Origin of the sequence: Streptomyces katrae, assembly GCF_002028425.1 — a bacterium.
GTDB lineage: Bacteria > Actinomycetota > Actinomycetes > Streptomycetales > Streptomycetaceae > Streptomyces > Streptomyces katrae_A.
Genome location: NZ_CP020043.1, coordinates 148,933 through 167,512, shown reverse-complemented (window position 1 = coordinate 167,512; position 18,580 = coordinate 148,933). Strand labels below are relative to the sequence as shown.

At 73.0% G+C, this 18,580-nt stretch carries 17 protein-coding genes; 8 read left to right on the top strand and 9 right to left on the bottom strand.

Features of this window, described 5'->3' with window-relative positions; all coding sequences use genetic code 11:
• Positions 1-25: 25 nt before the first annotated feature.
• The 3 genes from B4U46_RS34980 to B4U46_RS34970 all read right to left on the bottom strand — a co-directional run bounded on the left by B4U46_RS34980 (position 26) and on the right by B4U46_RS34970 (position 4,715).
• A complete protein-coding gene (locus B4U46_RS34980; RefSeq protein WP_079432284.1) occupies positions 26-1,735 on the bottom strand; it encodes a nitrite/sulfite reductase in 1,710 nt (569 codons plus the stop codon).
• A gap of 107 nt (positions 1,736-1,842) precedes the next feature.
• Entirely contained in the window at positions 1,843-3,036 is a 1,194-nt protein-coding gene (locus B4U46_RS34975; protein ID WP_079432283.1) for a hypothetical protein, read from the bottom strand.
• A complete protein-coding gene (locus B4U46_RS34970; RefSeq protein ID WP_237293432.1) occupies positions 3,033-4,715 on the bottom strand; it encodes a selenium-binding family protein in 1,683 nt (560 codons plus the stop codon). Before B4U46_RS34970 ends, B4U46_RS34975 begins: the two co-directional genes overlap by 4 nt.
• A 371-nt stretch (positions 4,716-5,086) precedes the next feature.
• On the opposite strand from B4U46_RS34970, the gene B4U46_RS34965 reads away from it, so the two are divergent.
• Genes B4U46_RS34965 through B4U46_RS34935 form a run of 7 tightly spaced genes read left to right on the top strand, consistent with a single transcriptional unit; the run spans position 5,087 to position 11,410 of the window.
• A complete protein-coding gene (locus B4U46_RS34965; protein ID WP_079432398.1) occupies positions 5,087-5,782 on the top strand; it encodes a phosphoadenylyl-sulfate reductase in 696 nt (231 codons plus the stop codon).
• 26 nt (positions 5,783-5,808) lie between these two features.
• The gene (gene cysC, locus B4U46_RS34960) at positions 5,809-6,354 is read left to right on the top strand and encodes an adenylyl-sulfate kinase (protein WP_079432399.1); all 546 of its coding nucleotides are present in this window, start codon (positions 5,809-5,811) and stop codon (positions 6,352-6,354) included.
• A gap of 53 nt (positions 6,355-6,407) precedes the next feature.
• Positions 6,408-7,277: a sulfate adenylyltransferase subunit CysD gene (gene cysD / locus B4U46_RS34955; RefSeq protein ID WP_237293454.1), complete on the top strand. Its 870-nt coding sequence runs from the start codon at positions 6,408-6,410 to the stop codon at positions 7,275-7,277.
• Between the two features lie 2 nt (positions 7,278-7,279).
• Positions 7,280-8,596, top strand: a complete 1,317-nt coding sequence (locus tag B4U46_RS34950; protein ID WP_079432280.1) for a sulfate adenylyltransferase subunit 1 — start codon at positions 7,280-7,282, stop codon at positions 8,594-8,596.
• 2 nt (positions 8,597-8,598) lie between these two features.
• Positions 8,599-9,726, top strand: coding sequence for an ABC transporter substrate-binding protein (locus B4U46_RS34945; protein WP_079432279.1), 1,128 nt, complete (start codon positions 8,599-8,601; stop codon positions 9,724-9,726).
• A 6-nt stretch (positions 9,727-9,732) separates the two neighbouring features.
• On the top strand, positions 9,733-10,518 hold the full coding sequence (locus B4U46_RS34940; RefSeq protein WP_079432278.1) for an ABC transporter ATP-binding protein: 786 nt from the start codon (positions 9,733-9,735) through the stop codon (positions 10,516-10,518).
• Entirely contained in the window at positions 10,505-11,410 is a 906-nt protein-coding gene (locus tag B4U46_RS34935) for an ABC transporter permease (protein WP_079432277.1), read from the top strand. Before B4U46_RS34940 ends, B4U46_RS34935 begins: the two co-directional genes overlap by 14 nt.
• Before the next feature lie 34 nt (positions 11,411-11,444).
• On the opposite strand, the gene B4U46_RS34930 is transcribed toward B4U46_RS34935, so the two are convergent.
• The 3 genes from B4U46_RS34930 to B4U46_RS34920 form a co-directional block, all read right to left on the bottom strand.
• On the bottom strand, positions 11,445-12,185 hold the full coding sequence (locus B4U46_RS34930; protein WP_079432276.1) for a sirohydrochlorin chelatase: 741 nt from the start codon (positions 12,183-12,185) through the stop codon (positions 11,445-11,447).
• Positions 12,186-12,199: 14 nt separating this feature from the next.
• Positions 12,200-12,988: an AfsR/SARP family transcriptional regulator gene (locus B4U46_RS34925; RefSeq protein WP_237293431.1), complete on the bottom strand. Its 789-nt coding sequence runs from the start codon at positions 12,986-12,988 to the stop codon at positions 12,200-12,202.
• Between the two features lie 341 nt (positions 12,989-13,329).
• On the bottom strand, positions 13,330-14,751 hold the full coding sequence (locus tag B4U46_RS34920; protein WP_079432274.1) for an MFS transporter: 1,422 nt from the start codon (positions 14,749-14,751) through the stop codon (positions 13,330-13,332).
• 178 nt (positions 14,752-14,929) lie between these two features.
• On the opposite strand from B4U46_RS34920, the gene B4U46_RS40140 reads away from it, so the two are divergent.
• Positions 14,930-15,529, top strand: a complete 600-nt coding sequence (locus tag B4U46_RS40140) for a TetR/AcrR family transcriptional regulator (protein WP_079432273.1) — start codon at positions 14,930-14,932, stop codon at positions 15,527-15,529.
• 67 nt (positions 15,530-15,596) lie between these two features.
• Here B4U46_RS40140 and B4U46_RS34910 read toward each other — a convergent pair whose 3' ends face one another.
• From B4U46_RS34910 to B4U46_RS34900, 3 genes are read right to left on the bottom strand one after another with little or no spacing between them, the layout of a single operon-like run.
• On the bottom strand, positions 15,597-16,058 hold the full coding sequence (locus B4U46_RS34910) for a nuclear transport factor 2 family protein (protein ID WP_079432272.1): 462 nt from the start codon (positions 16,056-16,058) through the stop codon (positions 15,597-15,599).
• Between the two features lie 39 nt (positions 16,059-16,097).
• Entirely contained in the window at positions 16,098-16,886 is a 789-nt protein-coding gene (locus B4U46_RS34905) for a thioesterase II family protein (protein WP_237293430.1), read from the bottom strand.
• Positions 16,887-16,890: 4 nt separating this feature from the next.
• The gene (locus B4U46_RS34900; RefSeq protein WP_079432271.1) at positions 16,891-18,489 is read right to left on the bottom strand and encodes a long-chain-fatty-acid--CoA ligase; all 1,599 of its coding nucleotides are present in this window, start codon (positions 18,487-18,489) and stop codon (positions 16,891-16,893) included.
• Between the last annotated feature and the right edge of the window lie 91 nt (positions 18,490-18,580).

The window sequence follows — 18,580 nt, the reverse complement described above, 5'->3', positions numbered from 1 at the left end:
GGGGCTTCTCGGATCCTGACCATCCCTACTGGAGGTCCGGCTCCTCGCAGCGGGCGACCCATGAGGCGAAGGGTTCCGTCGGGGACGCGCGGCCCGCCAGGTAGGCGCGGGTGACGCGTTCCACGTAGTCGGGGAGGTCCGCCGCCGTGGTTTTCAGGCCGCGGAGCTTGCGGCCGAAGGCGCCCTCCTGGTCGGCGGCGAGGGAGAGGGTGCCGCCCAGGTGGATCTGGAAGCCTTCGACCTGGCGGCCGTTCTCGTCCGCGACCAGCTGGCCCTTCAGGCCGATGTCGGCCACCTGGGTGCGGGCGCAGGAGTTGGGGCAGCCGTTGAGGTTGATGTTCAGGTTCGGGAGGGCCGGCTCGGACGCCAGGCGCTTTTCCAGTTCCGCCACCAGGGTGGCCGCGCGTTCCTTCGTTTCGACGATCGCCAGCTTGCAGTACTCGATGCCCGTGCAGGCCATCGTGTTGCGGCGCCAGGGGGAGGGGCGGGCCTGGAGGCCGATCTCGGCCAGGGCGGTGATCAGGGGTTCCGGGTCGGCCACGTCCAGGACCAGGAGCTTCTGGTACGGGGTGAGGCGTACCCGGCCACTGCCGTGGGTCTCCGCCAGGTCGGCCAGGGCCGCCAGCTTCGTGCCCGAGAGGCGGCCGGCGAGGGGGGCTGCACCGACGTAGGACAGGCCGTCCTTCTGGGGGTGTACGCCTATGTGGTCGATCGGGGCCGGCGGGAGCGCGGGGGCCGGGCCGTCCTGGAGGGGGCGGCCCAGGTACTCCTCCTCCAGGACGCGGCGGAACTTCTCCACCCCCCAGTCGGCGACGAGGAACTTGAGGCGGGCCCGCCCGCGCAGCCGCCGGTAGCCGTAGTCGCGGAAGAGGCGGGCCACCGCCGCCCACACGTCCGGGACGTCGGCGAGGGGGACCCACACCCCCACGTGCTGGGCGAGGATCGGGACGGTCGAGAGCCCGCCGCCCACCCACATGCCGAAGCCGGGGCCGTGCTCGGGGTGGACCGCGCCCAGGAACGCCAGGTCGTTGATCTCGTACGGGACGTCCGCCAGCCAGGACACGGCCGACTTGTACTTGCGCGGCAGGTTGGACAGGGACGGGTCGCCGATGTAGCGGGCGGCGATCTCCCGTACGGCCGGAGTGGCGTCTAGGACCTCGTCCGCGCCGACCCCCGCCACCGGACTCCCGACGATCACGCGCGGGCAGTCCCCGCACGCCTCGGTCGTCGACAGGCCGGCCTCCTCCAGCCGCCGCCAGATCGCCGGCACGTCCTCGATCCGGATCCAGTGGAACTGCACGTTCTGCCGGTCCGTGATGTCCGCGGTGTTGCGGGCGAAGCGCATCGAGACGTCGGCGACGGCCCGCAGCTGGGCGGCGTCGAGGGTGCCGCCGTCGCTGCGCACGCGCATCATGAAGCGCTCGTCCTCCAGCTCCTCCGGGGAGAGCGAGCCGGTCTTCCCGCCGTCGATGCCGGGCTTGCGCTGGGTGTACAGCCCCCACCAGCGCATCCGGCCGCGCAGGTCGTCGGGGTCGATGGAGGCGAAGCCCTCGCGGGAGTAGACCCGTTCGATGCGTTCCCGGACGAGGAGGGGGTCCTCGACCGCCTTGAACTCCTCGTTGGCGTTGAGGGGGTCGTACTCGCCCAGCGCCCACTGCCCCTCCGGACGCTGGGCGGCGGCGGGGCGCGCGGTTCTGGCGGTCCGGACCGGCGGCGCGGCGACTGTTTCCGTCATGGTCCTGCTCCTTGTCGGGTCGGGGGCGTACCGGGCGTACCGGGGCGTCGGGGCCTCGGGGGGTGGGCCTCCGGCGTCCGGAGTCGTGGCGTCGGGGCCTCGCGTCGTCAGGTGGTGCCGAGGGCCGCTACCGGGACGATCATTCCGCTGGGCAGCCAGTTCGCGGATCCGCCGTGGTGGTGGCCGCCCCCGGCGGAGCCGTCCGGCGCGGGGCCGCCCCCGCTGCCCGGTACGTACAGCACCGCCGCCGCGTAGAGCTTCGCGGGCGCCGGGCCCGCCGCACCGCGGGCCGTGCGCCAGGCCTCGTACCCGGCGGCGCTGGGCACCTCGCCCGGCAGCCGGTCGCCCAGCGCGGCGGCGTACTCGACCGCGGCCGGGCTGTTCGGGGCGTAGCGCAGCGGGATGAGCTGGCCCGCGCTGGGGGAGAGCAGCGGCGCGGTCAGCAGCCAGGGCGCCAGGTAGGTGCCCTCGGCGACGGTGCGGCCGGCCTCGACGTCGTGGACGGCGGCGTCCGCACCCGCCCAGCCGGAGGTGACCAGCAGCGGGCGGCGGGAGGAGGCGTCGGGGGCCTGCACGGAGAGGCCCGCGCGGGCGGCGGATGCGCGCACCTCGGCGGCCGCGGCCCGGCCGCGCGGGGAGTCGTCCTCGACGAGGGAGACGGCCCGGGTTCCGCGTCCGGCGAGGAAGCCGACGGTCTCCCGCAGCGCGGCCGCGTCGGCGGCCGGCAGGGCGTCGGACGGGCAGCCGGCCGGGGCCTTCGCGCTGCCGCCCAGCACCGCGCCGGCGGCGGCGCTCGCGCACTCCGGCCCGTCGGCGCCGCGCAGCCCGGCCGGGGCCGGGGCGGCACTCGCGCGGCCGGTGTCCACGGCGAGGGGAGCGGCGGCCCCGCCGGCGGAGACCCACACCTGCCCGGGCCCGGCCGGCAGTTCGACCGGGATCCAGGTCAGGGCCGACCCGGGCCGGGGCCCGCCCTTGGCGAGGCGGTCCCGGCCGGTGCCGGCGGAGGCGTCGGGGGCGGCGACGGCCACCAGGTTGTACCCGGGCCGGTTCGGCACCACCAGCACCGGCACCTGCTTGCCGCCGAGGCCGACCGAGCCCAGCACCGGCCCCCTGGACGCCCGGGCCGCGGCCCCGCCGGCCGGCGTCCCCAGGCTCCCGGCCAGCGCCGCGCACGCCACCGCCGCGGCGAAGTACGCCGTGGCGGCGGAGCGGCGGGCGAGCAGCCGGGTGCGCAGGAGCAGCAGCACGCCTAGCGCCAGGGCGGCGGTCAGGACGACCGCCGCCAGGAGGACCGCGTTCACCGGCGGACGACGCCGTCGCTGACCACGAACAGCACGCCGTGCGGCTGCGCGTCGCCGTAGTCGCCGTGCGGCCACGACGCCCGGTTGAAGCCGACGCACGGCTTGCCGGTGTTCTCGTCGCGGAAGGACCGGTCGAGGGTCACCCGGCCGCGCCGGTCGAGGTCGAACATGCACACCCGGTGGTCGCCGCCGCCGCCGAAGGAGCCGGCGACGAAGTAGTTGGCCACCGCGATCCGGCTGACCTGCGTGGTCTCCCGGTACACGCCGTCCGCGCCGCGCTTGAAGTTGTCCATGGCACCCCAGTGCGGGCCGCCGGAGCTGACGTCGCGGATCGGGACGGTGCTCACCAGCTCCGGGCAGTCCCGCTCACGGCCGCCGCGGCTCGCCTCGGCGAGCTCGTCCACGGAGCACTTCGCGCCGTTCCCGGCGGCGAGGAGCTTTTGGATGTCCAGCACGTAGACCATGCCGGTCGTCTGCTCCAGGGGCTTGCCGTACGGCACCGACTGGCCCATCACCGTGTGGAACAGGAACCGGTCGTCGGGGCTGACGGCCAGCCAGCTGCCGTTGTCGCCGCTGCCGGTGATCTGCCGGTCGCCCTGGAAGGTGCGGTAGGCGGTCGTGTCGTCGAAGACCTCCTTCCACTGCGGAGCGGGCGCGGTGATGTCCGGGGTGTAGAAGACGGCGCCGCCGGCCATCGAGGAGACGAACGCCCCCTTGTGCCCGGGCCGGTTGGTCAGTGCCGTCTCCATGACCACCCGGGACTCGCGGAAGAAGGCCCGCGGCTCCTGCGCCCCGCGCGGCCCGTCGGCGACCTTGGACACCGACTTCAGCACCGGGTCGTCGCGCTTGGTGATGTCGAAGACGCGGACGGTCTGGCGGGCCAGGTTCTCCTTGAGCGCCGAGTCCGGCGTCATGAAGTTGCGGGCCTCGGCGAAGTCGCTGGCGACCATGACGTTCAGGTCCTCGCGCACCGCGATGCCGTGCGGGTTGGCGCAGGTCGCGGCCGGCAGCGCCGGGACGTTGCCGCACTGGGCCGGGTCCTCGCCCGCCTCGGTGGCGGCCGGGATCTCCGCGAGGGTCCTGCCGTCCTTGCCGATGCGGACGATCTCACCGGGGGAGCCGGCGGCGCCGTTGCCGACCCGCACCTGGCCGTTCGTGTAGGTGCAGGGGCCGGTGACGTTCGGGCCGCCCATGTACGTGCCGTACGCGGTGCCGTCGCCCAGCACCTGGTAGGCGTCGGGGAGGGTGCCGCAGGGGGTGTCGGCGGCGGTGTTGACCCCGGCGATGGTCAGCGCGGGCAGGGCCTTCGCGTCGAAGACGAAGGTGGTGTCGCCCATGATGCCGCCGGCGTAGATCCGGTCGCCCTTGTGCCACACGTACTGCATGTGGTGCGGCTCGTTGCCGTTGTTCGGGCCGACGGTGACGGTGTTGGCGACCTTGCCGTATGTGGGGGAGTCCGGGGTCGCGTCGATGACCGTCAGGAAGTCCGGGGCGGGCTGCTTGGCCGGGCCGGACCAGACGAGCATCCACTGCCGGCCCGGGCCGCCGGCGGGGGCCACCAGGTGGTTGGTCGCCGAGTAGGTGACGCCGTCCGAGCCCTGGAAGGTGGAGGTCCAGGTCTCCGGCGTGCCGGCGGCGGCGGGTTCCGCCGCGGTGAGCATGGAGGCGGTGAGTCCCACCGCCGACAGACAGAGTGCGAGGCGGCGTATCAGCCTTCCTCGGCGCGGTCCTTGCAGGCTCATTTATCCGGGTGCCTCTCCGAGGATATCGGGCAGAAAGTGGGGGGAAATCGGCAGGCTCTTTCCGTCACTCTCGCAGAGAGGCGCTGGCGGTCCGCTGATGAGCCGCTTACCGGGTCCTGACCGCGCCCCATAAAACCCCCGGAATCAAAGAAACATGCAGGTAGAGAGGGTACGGTGACTGCTTCGTCCGGAAAATGCCCCCGATCAGCGGACGGTCAGTGCTTTATGTGTCGGCATTGCTAATCTCGGCTCAGAGAATTCCTGACCGGTTCGCCGCGTTCCCCTTTCGAAGGAGCCGCCGGGTGACGATGACCCAGGCACACGGAGACAGGAAAGAGCTGGCCGAGCGGGCGGGCCGGGAGCTGGAGGACGCCTCCGCGCTGGAGATCCTCACCTGGGCCGCGGAGACCTTCGGTGCGAAGCTCTGCGTGACCTCCTCGATGGAGGACGCGGTGGTCGCCCACCTCGCCTCCCGGGTCATGCCGGGCGTGGACGTGGTGTTCCTGGACACCGGCTACCACTTCGAGGAGACCATCGGCACCCGCGACGCGGTCGAGGCGGTCATGGACGTCAACCTCCTCACGCTGATGCCCTGCCAGTCGGTCGCCGAGCAGGACGCCCAGTACGGGCCGAGGCTCCACGACCGCGACCCGGACCTGTGCTGCGCGCTGCGCAAGGTCGGCCCCCTCGACGCGGGCCTCGCCGGCTACGACGCGTGGGCGACGGGCCTGCGCCGCGACGACTCCCCCACCCGGGCGAACACTCCGGTGGTCGGGTGGGACGAGAAGCGGGGCAAGGTCAAGGTCTCGCCGATCGCGCGCTGGACGCAGGAGGACGTGGAGGCGTACGTCGCCGAGCACGGGGTGCTGACCAACCCGCTGCTGATGGACGGGTACACCTCCGTCGGCTGCGCCCCCTGCACCCGCCGGGTCGCCGAGGGCGAGGACGTACGGGCCGGCCGCTGGGCCGGCCGCGGCAAGACCGAGTGCGGACTGCACGGCTGATGACCCGACGTACGGAGACGGAGCTGATGAGCGTGAGCGGCCAGGGGGCGACGGTGTGGCTGACCGGTCTGCCCAGCGCGGGCAAGACCACCATCGCCTACGCGCTGGCGGAGCGGCTGCGGGGCGAGGGCCACCGGGTGGAGGTCCTCGACGGCGACGAGATCCGCGAGTTCCTCTCCGCCGGCCTGGGCTTCGGCCGCGAGGACCGGCACACCAACGTGCAGCGGATCGGCTTCGTCGCCGAACTCCTCGCGAGCAACGGCGTCAAGGCCCTCGTCCCGGTGATCGCGCCCTTCGCCGACAGCCGCGAGGCCGTCCGCAAACGGCATGCGGCCGAAGGCACCCCGTACCTGGAGGTCCACGTCGCGACCCCGGTCGAGGTGTGCTCCGAGCGCGACGTGAAGGGCCTGTACGCCAGGCAGGCGGCGGGCGAGATCTCCGGCCTGACCGGCGTCGACGACCCGTACGAGGCACCGCAGACCCCCGACCTCCGCATCGAGTCGCACACGCAGACCGTCCACGAATCCGCCGCGGCGCTGTACGCGCTGCTCGAACAGAGGGGCCTCGCGTGACCACCGTCATCCCCATCCGCAGAGCCCCACGGGCACTGGACCACCTGGACTCGATGGAGTCGGAGGCGGTGCACATCTTCCGCGAGGTGGCGGGCGAGTTCGAGAAGCCGGTGATCCTGTTCTCCGGCGGCAAGGACTCCATCGTCATGCTGCACCTGGCGCTGAAGGCCTTCGCCCCCGCCCCGGTGCCCTTCGCCCTGCTGCACGTGGACACCGGCCACAACTTCCCCGAGGTACTGGCCTACCGCGACCGCGCCGTCGCCCGGCACGGTCTGCGCCTGCACGTGGCCTCCGTCCAGGAGTACATCGACGCCGGCATCCTCCAGGAACGCCCCGACGGCACCCGCAACCCCCTCCAGACCCTCCCCCTCACCGAGGCCATCCAGCGGCTGGGCTTCGACGCCGTGTTCGGCGGCGGGCGCCGGGACGAGGAGAAGGCGCGCGCCAAGGAGCGGGTGTTCTCCCTGCGCGACGAGTTCTCCCAGTGGGACCCCCGCCGCCAGGGCCCCGAGCTCTGGCAGCTCTACAACGGGCGCCACGCCCCCGGCGAGCACGTCCGCGTCTTCCCGCTGTCCAACTGGACCGAGCTGGACGTCTGGCAGTACATCGCCCGGGAGGGCATCGAACTGCCGGAGATCTACTTCGCGCACGAGCGGGAAGTCTTCTGGCGGGGCGGCATGTGGCTGACCGCCGGCGAGTGGGGCGGCCCCAAGGACACCGAACCCGTCGAACGCCGTCTGATCCGCTACCGCACCGTCGGTGACATGTCCTGCACCGGCGCCGTCGACTCCGACTCCGCCGACCTGGACGCCGTGATCGCCGAGATCGCCGTCTCCCGCCTCACCGAGCGGGGCGCCACCCGCGCCGACGACAAGCTGTCCGAGGCCGCGATGGAAGACCGCAAGCGCGAAGGGTACTTCTAGCAATGGACGACGTGGACGACGTGGACGACACGACGACGACGCTGCGCTTCGCGACCGCCGGTTCCGTGGACGACGGCAAGTCCACCCTGGTCGGACGCCTCCTGCACGACTCCAAGTCGGTCCTCGCCGACCAGCTGGAGGCCGTCGAGGCCGCTTCCGCCCGGCGCGGCCGGGACGCCCCGGACCTGGCCCTCCTTACCGACGGCCTGCGGGCCGAGCGGGAGCAGGGCATCACCATCGACGTGGCCTACCGCTACTTCGCCACCGCCCGCCGCCGGTTCATCCTCGCCGACACCCCCGGGCACGTGCAGTACACCCGCAACATGGTCACCGGCGCCTCCACCGCCGACCTCGCCGTGGTCCTCGTCGACGCCCGCAACGGCGTCATCGAACAGACCCGCCGCCACGCCGCCGTCGCCGCCCTCCTGCGCGTCCCCCACGTCGTCCTCGCCGTCAACAAGATGGACCTCGTCGACTACCGGGAGAGCGTCTTCGCGGAGATCGCCGAGGAGTTCACCGCCTACGCCTGCGCCCTCGGCATACCGGAGATCACCGCCATCCCCGTCTCGGCCCTCGCCGGGGACAACGTGGTCGAGCCCTCCGCGCACATGGACTGGTACGGCGGCCCCACCGTCCTGGAGCACCTGGAGACCGTCCCCGTCGGCGACGCCCTCACCGCCCCCGCCCGCTTCCCCGTCCAGTACGTGATCCGCCCCCAGACCTCCGAACACCGCGACTACCGCGGCTACGCGGGCCAGATCGCCTCCGGCGTCCTGCGCGTCGGCGAAGCCGTCACCGTCTTCCCCTCCGGCCGCACCAGCGTCATCGAGGCGATCGACGCGCTCCGCCCCGGCCTTGGACCGCTCACGGCCGTCGACACCGCCTGGGCCCCCCAGTCCGTCACCCTCCGCCTCCGGGACGAGGTCGACGTCTCCCGCGGCGACCTCATCGCCCCGGCCGCGGCCGCCCCCGCCACCACTCAGGACGTCACCGCCACCGTCTGCCACGTCGCCGACCGGCCCCTTAAGCCCGGCCAGCGCGTCCTGCTCAAGCACACCACCCGCACCGTCAAGGCGATCGTCCGGGAGATCCCGTCCCGGCTGGCCCTCGACGACCTCTCCCAGCACCCCGACCCCGGGAAGCTGTCCGCCAACGACATCGGCCGCGTCGTCCTGCGCACCGGCGAACCCCTCGCCCTTGACGCCTACGCGGACTCCCGCGCCACCGGATCCTTCCTCCTCATCGACCCGTCCGACGGGACCACCCTGACCGCGGGCATGGCCGGCGAGGCCTTCACCGAGACCGAACGGACCGTCTGACGATGTCCCCACCGCGCCGCCCGCGCCGCCGACGCCCCCGCCCGGCCGCCCTGCACGTCCTCCTCCTGGCCTGCGCCGCCGCCCTCGCCTCCTGTGGCTACGGATCCCGGGCCGACCAGGTCCCCGCCGCCGCCCAGGCCCCGGCGGGCGCGGCCGGCACGAAGCTCTCGGCACGCTCCGTGACCCTCGGCTACTTCCCCAACCTCACCCACGCCACCGCCCTGGTCGGCATACGGGAGGGCCTGATCGGGCGGGAGCTGGGCGGGGCGGCCCTGAAGACCACCACCTTCAACGCGGGCCCCGCCGAGATCGAGGCCCTGAACGCGGGCTCCGTCGACATCGGCTTCATCGGCCCCTCGCCCGCCGTCAACGGCTACGCGAAGTCCAAGGGGCGCAGCCTGCGCATCATCTCCGGCTCCGCTTCCGGCGGCGTCCGGCTCGTCGTGAACCCGGAGAAGATCAAGAGCCCGGACGACCTCAGGGGCAAGAGGATCGCCACCCCGCAGCTCGGCAACACCCAGGACGTGGCCTTCCTCGACTGGATCGCGGCCCGCGGCTGGAAGGTGGACGCCGCCAGCGGCAAGGGCGACGTCTCGGTCGTCCGCACCAACAACACCATCACCCCCGACGCCTACCGCTCCGGCTCGGTCGACGGGGCCTGGGTGCCCGAGCCCACCGCCTCCAAACTGGTCGCGGAGGGCGCCACCGTCCTGCTCGACGAGGCCGACCTGTGGCCGGACAAGAAGTTCGTGATCACGAACGTGGTCGTCTCGCAGAAGTTCCTCAGGGAGCACCCGGACGTGGTCGAGGCCGTCCTGCGCGGCACCGTGAAGACCAACGAGTGGATCAACGCCCATCCGGACGAGGCCAAGGCCTCCGCCAACGCCGCCCTGGCGTCCCTCACCGGCAAGGCCCTGGAACCCGAGGTCATCGACCGGGCCTGGCCCTCCCTCCTCGTCACCGACGACCCCCTTCCCGCCACCCTCCGGGCCCAGTCCGCACACGCCGTCGCGGCCGGACTGCTGGAGGACCCCGACCTGAACGGCATCTACGACCTCGGACCGCTCAACCGGGTCCTCGGCTCCCTGCACAAGCCCCCGTTCCCGGCCCCCGACGACCAAGGGAGGTGAGCCGCGGTGGCGACCGCACTCATCGACGCGGAGAACACCACGGCGCTCACCCGGGCCGTCCGCACCCGGCACCTCTCGAAGTCCTTCCCCGGCCCCGCCGGCCCCCAGCCGATCCTCGACGACATCAGCCTGGACGTCGCCCCCGGCGAGTTCGTCACCCTCCTCGGCGCCTCCGGCTGCGGCAAGTCCACCCTCCTCAACCTGATCGCCGGCCTGGACACGCCCACCTCCGGGTCCGTCACCACCGGGGGCCGCCCGGCGCTGATGTTCCAGGAGCACGCCCTGTTCCCCTGGCTGACGGCCGGGAAGAACATCGAGCTGGCGCTGCGGCTGCGCGGGGTGGCCAAGGCCGACCGCAAGCCGGAGGCCGAACGGCTGCTGGAGCTGGTCCGCCTCGGCGGCGCCCACGGCAAACGGGTCCACGAACTCTCCGGCGGCATGCGCCAGCGCGTCGCCCTCGCCCGGGCCCTCGCCCAGGACAGCCGCCTCCTCCTCATGGACGAGCCGTTCGCGGCCCTCGACGCCATCACCCGCGACGTCCTCCACGGCGAACTCACCCGCATCTGGGAGGAGACCGGAGTCTCCGTCCTCTTCGTCACCCACAACGTCCGCGAGGCCGTCCGCCTCGCCCAGCGCGTCGTCCTCCTCTCCTCCCGCCCGGGCCGGGTCGCCAGGGAATGGACCGTCGACATCCCCCAGCCGCGCCGCATCGAGGACGCCGAGGTCGCCGACCTGTCCCTGGAGATCACCGAACACCTGCGAGGGGAGATCCGCCGCCATGGCCGGCACTGACCTCAGCCCCCGGCACCCCAGGCCCCGGGACGCCGGCCCCCGGCCCGCCGCCAACGAGCTGGCCGGGCTGGACGCGCTCGACGCCCACCACGGCACCGGCCGGACTCCCCTGCGCCGCGTCCTGGTGGCCAAGGCCCTGCCCCCTGCGCTGGCTGTCGCCCTCGTGCTGACGCTCTGGCAGGTCCTCGCCTCGGCCCACGTCACCGACGACTACGTGCTCCCGCCGCCCGCCGCCGTCTGGGACAGCCTCGCCGACCTGTGGTTCAAGGGCACCCTCTTCGACGTCGTGTGGACCAGCGTCTGGCGCGGCCTGTCCGGGTTCCTGCTCGCCCTGGCCATCGGCACCCCGCTCGGCCTGCTCGTCGCCCGCGTCCGCCCCGTACGGGCCGCCATCGGGCCGATCCTGTCCGGCCTGCAGTCCCTGCCCTCGGTGGCCTGGGTGCCTCCGGCGGTGCTCTGGCTGGGCCTGGACGACTCGATGATGTACGCCGTCATCCTGCTCGGTGCCACCCCCTCCATCGCGGGCGGCCTCGTCTCCGGCATCGACCAGGTCCCCCCGCTCCTGCTGCGGGCCGGCCGCTCCCTCGGCGCCACCGGACTGCGCGGCGCCCGGTACGTGGTCATGCCGGCCGCGTTCCCCGGCTACCTGGCAGGCCTCAAGCAGGGCTGGGCCTTCTCCTGGCGCTCCCTGATGGCCGCCGAGATCATCGCCAGCTCCCCCGACCTCGGCATCGGCCTGGGCCAGTTGCTGGAATCCGGCCGGGAGACCTCCGACATGGCCCGGATCTTCCTGGCCATCGGCCTGATCCTGCTCGTCGGCGTCGCCGTCGAGCTGCTGGTCTTCGGCCCGCTGGAACGCCGGATGCTGCGCGGCCGCGGCCTGCGGACCTGACACGGGAGGCGGCAGGGGCCCGGGCGCGCGGCGGTCACGCCGCGAGGGCCCGGGCCTTCGCCATGGCCCCGTCGTAGCGCAGCAGCACCAGCCGGACGAGTTCCGGCGCGGTGCCCAGCACCCCGCCCAGGACGTCCGCCCCGCCCGCCCCGGCACCGGCCGCGATCCGGTCGGGGAGCCGGCCCGGGGCCAGTACGAAGGGGGCCACCGCCACCCGCCGTACGCCCTCGGCTCGCAGCGCCCGGACGGCGTCCCCGGTAGCGGGGAACAGGCCCGCGGAGGCGAAGGCGGGGCGTACGGCGCGCCAGCCGGTGCCCTGCCAGGTGCGGGCGATCCCCGCGAGCACGGCGGCCGCGCCGGGGTCGGCGGTGCCGGCGGCCGCGAGCACGACGCCGGTCGTCGCGCGGTCGTGCGGGCCGAGTCCGGCCTCGTACAGCCGGCGTTCCAGCGCGGTCGTCAGCAGCGGGTGGGGGCCGAGGACGGGGGCCTGCCGCACGAGGAGGGGGGCCGGGGCGGCGCGCAGCGCCCCGGGCAGGTCGTGCCTGGCGTGGAAGGCGTGGCTCAGGAGCAGGGGCTGGGCGACCACCCTGACCGCACCGCTCTGCGCCATTCTGGCCAACTCCCCGGGTACGGAGGGGGAGTCGAAGTCGAGGAAGGCCGTGCCCACCCGCAGTCCGGGCCTCGTCGACCGGATCCGCCGGGTGAGTGCGCGCACCGTCGCCGCGTGCCGGGGGTCACGGCTGCCGTGCGCGACGAGCAGCAGGTGCTCGTCCATCTCCGGGCTCTTCCCTAGCTCGCGACGAGGGCCGGAACCGGCCAGTAGGGCTCGTCCTGGAGCAGCATCGGGTCGTGGGTGAGGATCGCCCGCTCGTACTGGCTCAGCACCGGGGAGGGCTCGATGCCCTGGGACTCGATCATGTTGTGCCGGCACTGGCGGTAGACCGTCAGCGCGTCGAGCTGGCGGCCGCAGCGGTACAGGGCCCGCATGAGGAGCATGCAGAACTGTTCGTGGTTGGGGTTGCGCGAGTAGAGCTCGGTCAGTTCCGGGAGTATCCGCTCGTGCCCGCCGGTGCGCAGTTCGAGGTCGTAGAGCAGGATGAGCGCCGAATTCCTGGCCTCCTGATATCTCGTGGAGGCGGTCTGGCAGATCGGGCCGCCGGTCAGTCCGCCGAATACCGGGCCGCGCCAGCGCGAGAGTCCCTCGCGGAGGTCGGCGATGTCCTGGCGGAGTTCGGGAAGGCTTTCGTTCCCCGTCCGCGCGTGGACGGCGTCCACGGTGTCGAGGAAGAGGTAGGCGTCGAGCTCCCACCGGTCGAAGAGGAACAGGTAGCCGGAGGTGCTCGTCACCACGCGCGAGCCCTCCCGCTCGGGCTCGACCGCCGCCAGGGTCCTGCGGACCCGGCTGACCTGCGCCTGGAGGGCGTTCTCGACCTTGTTGGGGGGTGTGGTGCCCCAGAGTTCGAGGATGAGGGAGTCGACCGTGACGAGGGATCCGCCGGCCGCGAGCAGGGCCGCCAGGAGCGTCTGCTGCATGGCGCCGCCGAGCCGTACGGCGACCCGCTGTTTGACGATTTCCATGGAGCCTAGGACTGAGAACAGCAACACAAACATCTCCCCGCGAGATGGAAAGAGAACGGTGTCGTGTGCACTGGCGCCGGGTGATCGATTCGATTCCGGAAGCGAACTCGACATGCTCTGGAAACTTAGTGGACCGATCGGTCCCGACCGTACTTGGTCGGGCCGGAGCGTGTCAATGAAGCCCCGGAGCCCCCGCGGATCCGCCCCGGACATGCGAAAAAGGCCGTGCAGCACACCGGGCGCCGGATGCGGGGGATCCAATGGGTGCGCCGGAGGTGCTGCACGGCCGATCAGGGGGAGGAGGGGACGCCGCGGTGGCGGCGCCCCCTCCGGTCGGTCGGTCAGGCGGCGGCCTTCTGCCGGTGGCGGGCGGCGCCCGCCAGGGCGACGACGGTCACGGCCAGGGTGATGGCGGTGACGGTCCACAGGCCGGCCCGGTAGGGGGCGATCCCGCCCGTGCTGAGCGAGAAGACGGTCGCGGTGAGGGCGATGACCACACCGTTGCCGATCTGCGCGCCGGCGTTGAACAGGCCCGAGACCAGGCCCTGCTCGTCGGGCGCGGCGGTGCCGACGGCGGCGATGTTCAGCGCCGGGTAGACGGCGGCGAAGCCGAGGCCGCCGAGCAGCTGCTGGGCGAACAGGGTGACCAGCGGGTCGACCTGACCCATCAGCAGGACCCAGCCCAGGTAGCCGATGCTCAGCAGGACCAGGCCGCCGGTGGCGACCGGCCAGGCGCCGTACTTGGTGACCAGCGCGGCGCCGTAGCGGGCGGTGCCCGCGGTCAGCACGCCGCCGAGGAGGAAGGCGAGTCCGGCCTCCAGCGGGCTCCAGTGGAGCTGCTCCTGGTAGTAGAGGGTCAGGACGAACTGGAAGGAGACGTAGGCGCCGAAGAAGAGCATGGCGACCAGCGCGCGGGTCAGCTGGCCCTTGCGGAAGACGGCGAGCGGGACCAGCGGCGCCGGGTGGCGGCTCTCGACGAGGGCGAACAGGGGGAAGAGGACCGCGGCGGCGATCAGCGAGCCGATGGTCTGGGCGTCGCCCCAGCCGTCACTGGCGGCCCGGCTGAGTCCGTAGACCAGGGCCACCGCGCCGGCCGTGACCGTGACGGCGCCGAGGATGTCGAGGCTGCCGCTCTTGCCCTTCTCCTGCTGCGAGGGGACCACCGAGGCGGCGAGCAGCGCGACCAGCAGGCCGGCCACGGCCGGGGCGAAGAGGACGAGCCGCCAGGAGACGCCGGCCATCAGGCCGCCGAGGATCAGGCCGAGGGAGTAACCGGCGGAGGCCACGGCCAGGAAGGTGCCGAGGGCGCGGTTGCGTGACTGCTCGTCACGGAAGGCGTCGAGCAGGATCGCCATCGCGGCGGGTGCGGTGATGCCGGCGCTGACGCCCTTGAGCAGTCGGGCCACGACCAGGACCACGCCGTTGTCGGCGATGCCGCCGAGGACGCTGGCCACCACGAACACGGCCAGCCAGCCGATCAGCAGCTTCTTGCGGTTGTAGAGGTCGGCCAGCCGGCCGCCCAGCAGCAGGAACCCGCCGAAGCCCAGCGCGTACGCCGAGACGACCCACTGGAGGGCGGAGGTGGTCATGCCCAGGTCCGCCTGGACCAGGGGGAGGGCGGGTCCCATGCTCGCGATGTCCATCGCGTCGAGGAACTGCACCGCGCACACGACCAGGAGCAGCAGCGGCAGGCTTTTCACCATGGGGGCCGGGGGCGTCACCGCCCGTGCGATGGGCGGGGAGGTCGGGGATGCCTCGGTCATGATCGGACTCCGATCGGAGTGTCGTCGGAAGCAGTGAGCGGTTCAGGGCTCTATGCGTGTCTCTGCGCAAAATGATGGACCGATCAGTCCAGGACTGATCGGTCCATTTCTAGCGCTCACAAACCCCGGTGTCAAACGTATGCTGGGATCCGCGGGGGAGAGGCGAAGGAGTTGAGACATGGCGCGCACACCGGCACCAGGTACGAGGCGGCGGATCCTGGAAGCCTCGGCCAAACTCTTCGGTGAGCAGGGGGTCCGGGCCGTCGGCATGCAGCAGGTGATCGACGCGACCGGGGTCGGAAAGAGCCTGCTCTACCGCGAGTTCGCCAGCAAGGACGACCTGATCGCGGCCTGGCTGCGCGAGAGCGACGCGCAGTGGTGGGAGCAGGCCGAGCAGATCACCGCCCCCCACAGCGGGGACCCGGCCCGCCAGATCCTCGCGCTGATGGAGTACTTCCAGGACAGCGTCAGGGACCCCGACTTCCACGGCTGCATCTACTACAACACCTCCAGCGAGTTCCGCGACCCCGCGCACCCGGGCCGCCAGGAGGCGAAGCTGCACCTCAAGGGCCTGCGCAACTGGTGGCGCGACAAGGGCGCCCAGGCCGGCGCCGAGGACCCCGACGCCCTGGCCGACACCCTCATGCTGATCGTCGGCGGCACCCTGGCCAACGGCGAGGTGCTCGGCGAGGCCGGCCCCGCCCGCATGGCCCTGGCCACCACCGAGCTCGTCCTGCGCCAGTACTGCCCCAATTCCCTGACGGCCGCCACCGCCTGACCGGAGGCCCCCGCCCGCATCGGGGGCCCCGCGGCAGACGCCTGCCGCGGGGCCCCCGTACGGCCGCTCAGGGGCCCGTGGCACCGGTGCGCGTCGGCCGGGCGTGGCGCACCGCCACGCCGTGCTCCTCGTACCCGTCGTTGTAGACGAACGACGAGGGCATCCGGTCGTGGAACTGGTAGTCGGCTTGAATTCGACCGTCCTCGGCGAGCACGAGGATGTCCTGGCCGGACATCTCCATCTCGCCCGTGGCCGCCGTGACCATCACCCAGTTGAACCGGACGACGTCGTGGTGGCCGGTCGCGTTGTGCGAGGACCGGAACTCGTACCCCATCGGACCGTACACCTCGTGCGTGTAGGCCAGCTGGTCCAGCAGGGCCGCGTGGCCCCGGATCGGGTCCTTGCGGTAGAAGACGTAGACGCAGTCCGGCGCGTACATCGCATGGACCATGTCGCGACGGCGCCGCGGGTCCTTCTCGTTCCACAACGCGACGTAGCGCGCGAGGAGTTCGTTGGGTCGGGGCAGCATGAAGGGGTACCTCCGGGATTCTCCTGGGACGCCGCCCGCTCAGTCCGCCGCGGCGTACCGCGGCAGCAGCTGGGCCAGGTCGGCCGTGATGGCGCGGGCGTGGGTCCGCAGGTAGAAGTGGTCCCCGGGGAAGGTCCGGCACCCCAGGAACTCCGGAGTCCGCCCGGCCCACGACCGCATGGCCTCGGGCGCGAGGAGCGGGTCCCCGCGCCCGGAGTAGGCGACGACGGGACAGCCCACGGCCGCCCCGTCGTCCGAGAAGTCCGCGCACACCGCCCCGTCCGCGCCCATCGCGCGGACCGCCGCCGCCAGCAGCTCCGGATCCTCCTCGACCTCCGGCGGCAGCCCGCCCAGCACCCGCAGCGCCCCCAGCGGACACGCCACCAGGTCCGGCGGCGCCGTGAACCCCAGCGGCGCCCACCCCGACACGGCGAGCAGCGACGGCGCCGGCAGGCCCCGCCGCTCCAGCTCCACCGTCAGCCGGTAGCCGAGCAGCGCCCCCATCGAGTGCCCGAACACCGCGTACGGGCGCTCGTCCAACTCGTCCGACACCACCCGCGCCAGGGCCTCGGCCAGGGGGCCGAGCCGGGTGTACGGGGCCTCGCGGCGCCGCTCCTGACGGCCCGGCAGCTGCACCGCCTGGCAGGCCACCGACGCGGGCAGCTGGCCCGGCCACGCCCGGTACATCGAGGCGCCGCCCCCGCTGTGGTGCAGCAGGAACAGCCGCACCTCGGCGTCCGGATCGGCCTCCGCCGGATGCAGCCACCGCGTGGCGCCCTGGACCTCGGGCAGCGGGCCCGCGCGCACGGGCACCTGTACCGTCTCCACGCGACTACGCCGCGCGGGCCGGGTCCGCGGCAGCCGCCTCGAACCGCTCCCGCAGCACCCGGCGCAGCACCTTGCCGGTGGGATTGCGCGGCAGTTCGGCGACGAGGTCGTACCCGGTGGGGATCTTGAACCCGGCGATCCGGCCGTTCAGGAACCGCAGGAACTCCCGCGGGGCGGTCCCTGCGGCCTCCGGCCGCAGCACCACCGCGGCGCGTACGGCCTCACCCCAGTCCGGGTGCGGGACCCCGTACACAGAGACCTCCGCGACCGCCGGATGGGCCCGCAGGGCATTCTCCACCTCCGTGGGATAGATGTTCTGACCTGCGACGATGATGGTGTCGTTGACCCGGTCGGCGAGGAACAGGTAGCCGTCCTCGTCCACATGGCCCATGTCGCCCATCGACAGCCACTCCCCGGACTCCCCGGACAGCGCCTGCGCGGTCACCTCCGGCAGCCGCCAGTAGCCGAGGAAGCGCGCCGGGCTGTGCACCACCACCCGGCCCACCTCGCCGGCCGGCAGCGGCCGGCCCTCCTGGTCCAGGATCCGCAGCGTGACCCCCGGCACCGCCCGGCCCGCGGAACCCAGCACCCGGCTGTCCGCCGTGTGGTCCTCCGGCGCCAGAACGGTCAGGAAACTGCCCGCCTCCGCCGAGGAGTAGCCCTGCGCCAGCGCGCAGCCCAGGACGTCGATGCAGGTCAGCAGCAGCTCGCGGTCGATGGGGGAGCCGCTGTAGACCACCTTGCGCAGGGAACGGAAGGTCTCGCGGGTCGTGCCCCGCTCGGCCAGCATCATCCGCAGCATCGCGGGCGCCGCCCACAGGGTGGTGATCCGGTGCCGTTCGATCAGCCGGGTCGCCTCGTCGGCGACGAACTGGCGCATCACCACCGTCGTCGCGCCCGCGTTGAAGGCGTGCATGAACCAGCCGAACCCGGCCGTGTGCAGGCCCGGGAAGCAGCTCAGCCCCCGGTCCTCGGGCCGCCAGTCGATCCAGTCCACCCCGGCCGCCCGGGTGTCGGCGATGAAGGTGAAGAAGGTCCGCTGCGCCAGCACCACCCCCTTCGGCAGCCCGGTCGTCCCGCTCGTGTACAGCTGCGCCACCGGATCGTCGAAACCGGCAGCACCGGCCGTCGGCGGCTCGGTGTCCGGCAGGCCGGCCTTCCAGTCGAGGAACCCGCCCGCCACATGGCGGTCCGAGTCCATCTCCACGACCTCGCGCAGCCCCGGCAGCACCGGCCGCAGCTTGTCCACCAGGGGTCTGAACTCCCGCTCCACGAAGAGGAGTTCTGCCTCCGAGTCGCGCAGGACGTGCTCGACCTCGCCGACCGTGAGCCGCGAGTTCACCGGCACCAGCACCGCGCCGCTCTTCGCGCAGCCCAGCGCCAGGTCGTAGTAGCGCTCGGACTCCCGGCCCAGATAGCCCACCCGCGATCCGACCGCGAGCCCCGCGGCCAGCAGCGCGTGCGCGGTGCGGTTGCTCTCCCGGTGCAGCTCCCCGTAGGTGAGCGCACGGTCCTCGCACACCACCGCGGGCTGGTCGGGCCGGGTCCGGGCGTGCAGCGCCGCGCGGGCGGCGAGGGTCCGGTCCTCCGTACGGTTGTCCATGGGTTCGTTTCCCTTGTCGGTCGCTCGGACGGTTGAGGGGGCCACGGCGGCCGAGGCGTTCCGCCGTGGCCCCGGTTCGGGGGGGAGGGCA

What these genes read in the sequence shown, in the direction of transcription:
- B4U46_RS34980 (WP_079432284.1), bottom strand. Translation starts at nt 1,735, where the DNA reads ATGACGGAAACAGTCGCCGCGCCGCCGGTCCGGACCGCCAGAACCGCG.
- B4U46_RS34965 (WP_079432398.1), top strand. Translation starts at nt 5,087, where the DNA reads ATGACCCAGGCACACGGAGACAGGAAAGAGCTGGCCGAGCGGGCGGGC.
- cysC (WP_079432399.1), top strand. Translation starts at nt 5,809, where the DNA reads ATGAGCGTGAGCGGCCAGGGGGCGACGGTGTGGCTGACCGGTCTGCCC.
- cysD (WP_237293454.1), top strand. Translation starts at nt 6,408, where the DNA reads ATGGAGTCGGAGGCGGTGCACATCTTCCGCGAGGTGGCGGGCGAGTTC.
- B4U46_RS34950 (WP_079432280.1), top strand. Translation starts at nt 7,280, where the DNA reads ATGGACGACGTGGACGACGTGGACGACACGACGACGACGCTGCGCTTC.
- B4U46_RS34945 (WP_079432279.1), top strand. Translation starts at nt 8,599, where the DNA reads ATGTCCCCACCGCGCCGCCCGCGCCGCCGACGCCCCCGCCCGGCCGCC.
- B4U46_RS34935 (WP_079432277.1), top strand. Translation starts at nt 10,505, where the DNA reads ATGGCCGGCACTGACCTCAGCCCCCGGCACCCCAGGCCCCGGGACGCC.
- B4U46_RS34930 (WP_079432276.1), bottom strand. Translation starts at nt 12,185, where the DNA reads ATGGACGAGCACCTGCTGCTCGTCGCGCACGGCAGCCGTGACCCCCGG.
- B4U46_RS34925 (WP_237293431.1), bottom strand. Translation starts at nt 12,988, where the DNA reads ATGGAAATCGTCAAACAGCGGGTCGCCGTACGGCTCGGCGGCGCCATG.
- B4U46_RS34920 (WP_079432274.1), bottom strand. Translation starts at nt 14,751, where the DNA reads ATGACCGAGGCATCCCCGACCTCCCCGCCCATCGCACGGGCGGTGACG.
- B4U46_RS40140 (WP_079432273.1), top strand. Translation starts at nt 14,930, where the DNA reads ATGGCGCGCACACCGGCACCAGGTACGAGGCGGCGGATCCTGGAAGCC.
- B4U46_RS34910 (WP_079432272.1), bottom strand. Translation starts at nt 16,058, where the DNA reads ATGCTGCCCCGACCCAACGAACTCCTCGCGCGCTACGTCGCGTTGTGG.
- B4U46_RS34900 (WP_079432271.1), bottom strand. Translation starts at nt 18,489, where the DNA reads ATGGACAACCGTACGGAGGACCGGACCCTCGCCGCCCGCGCGGCGCTG.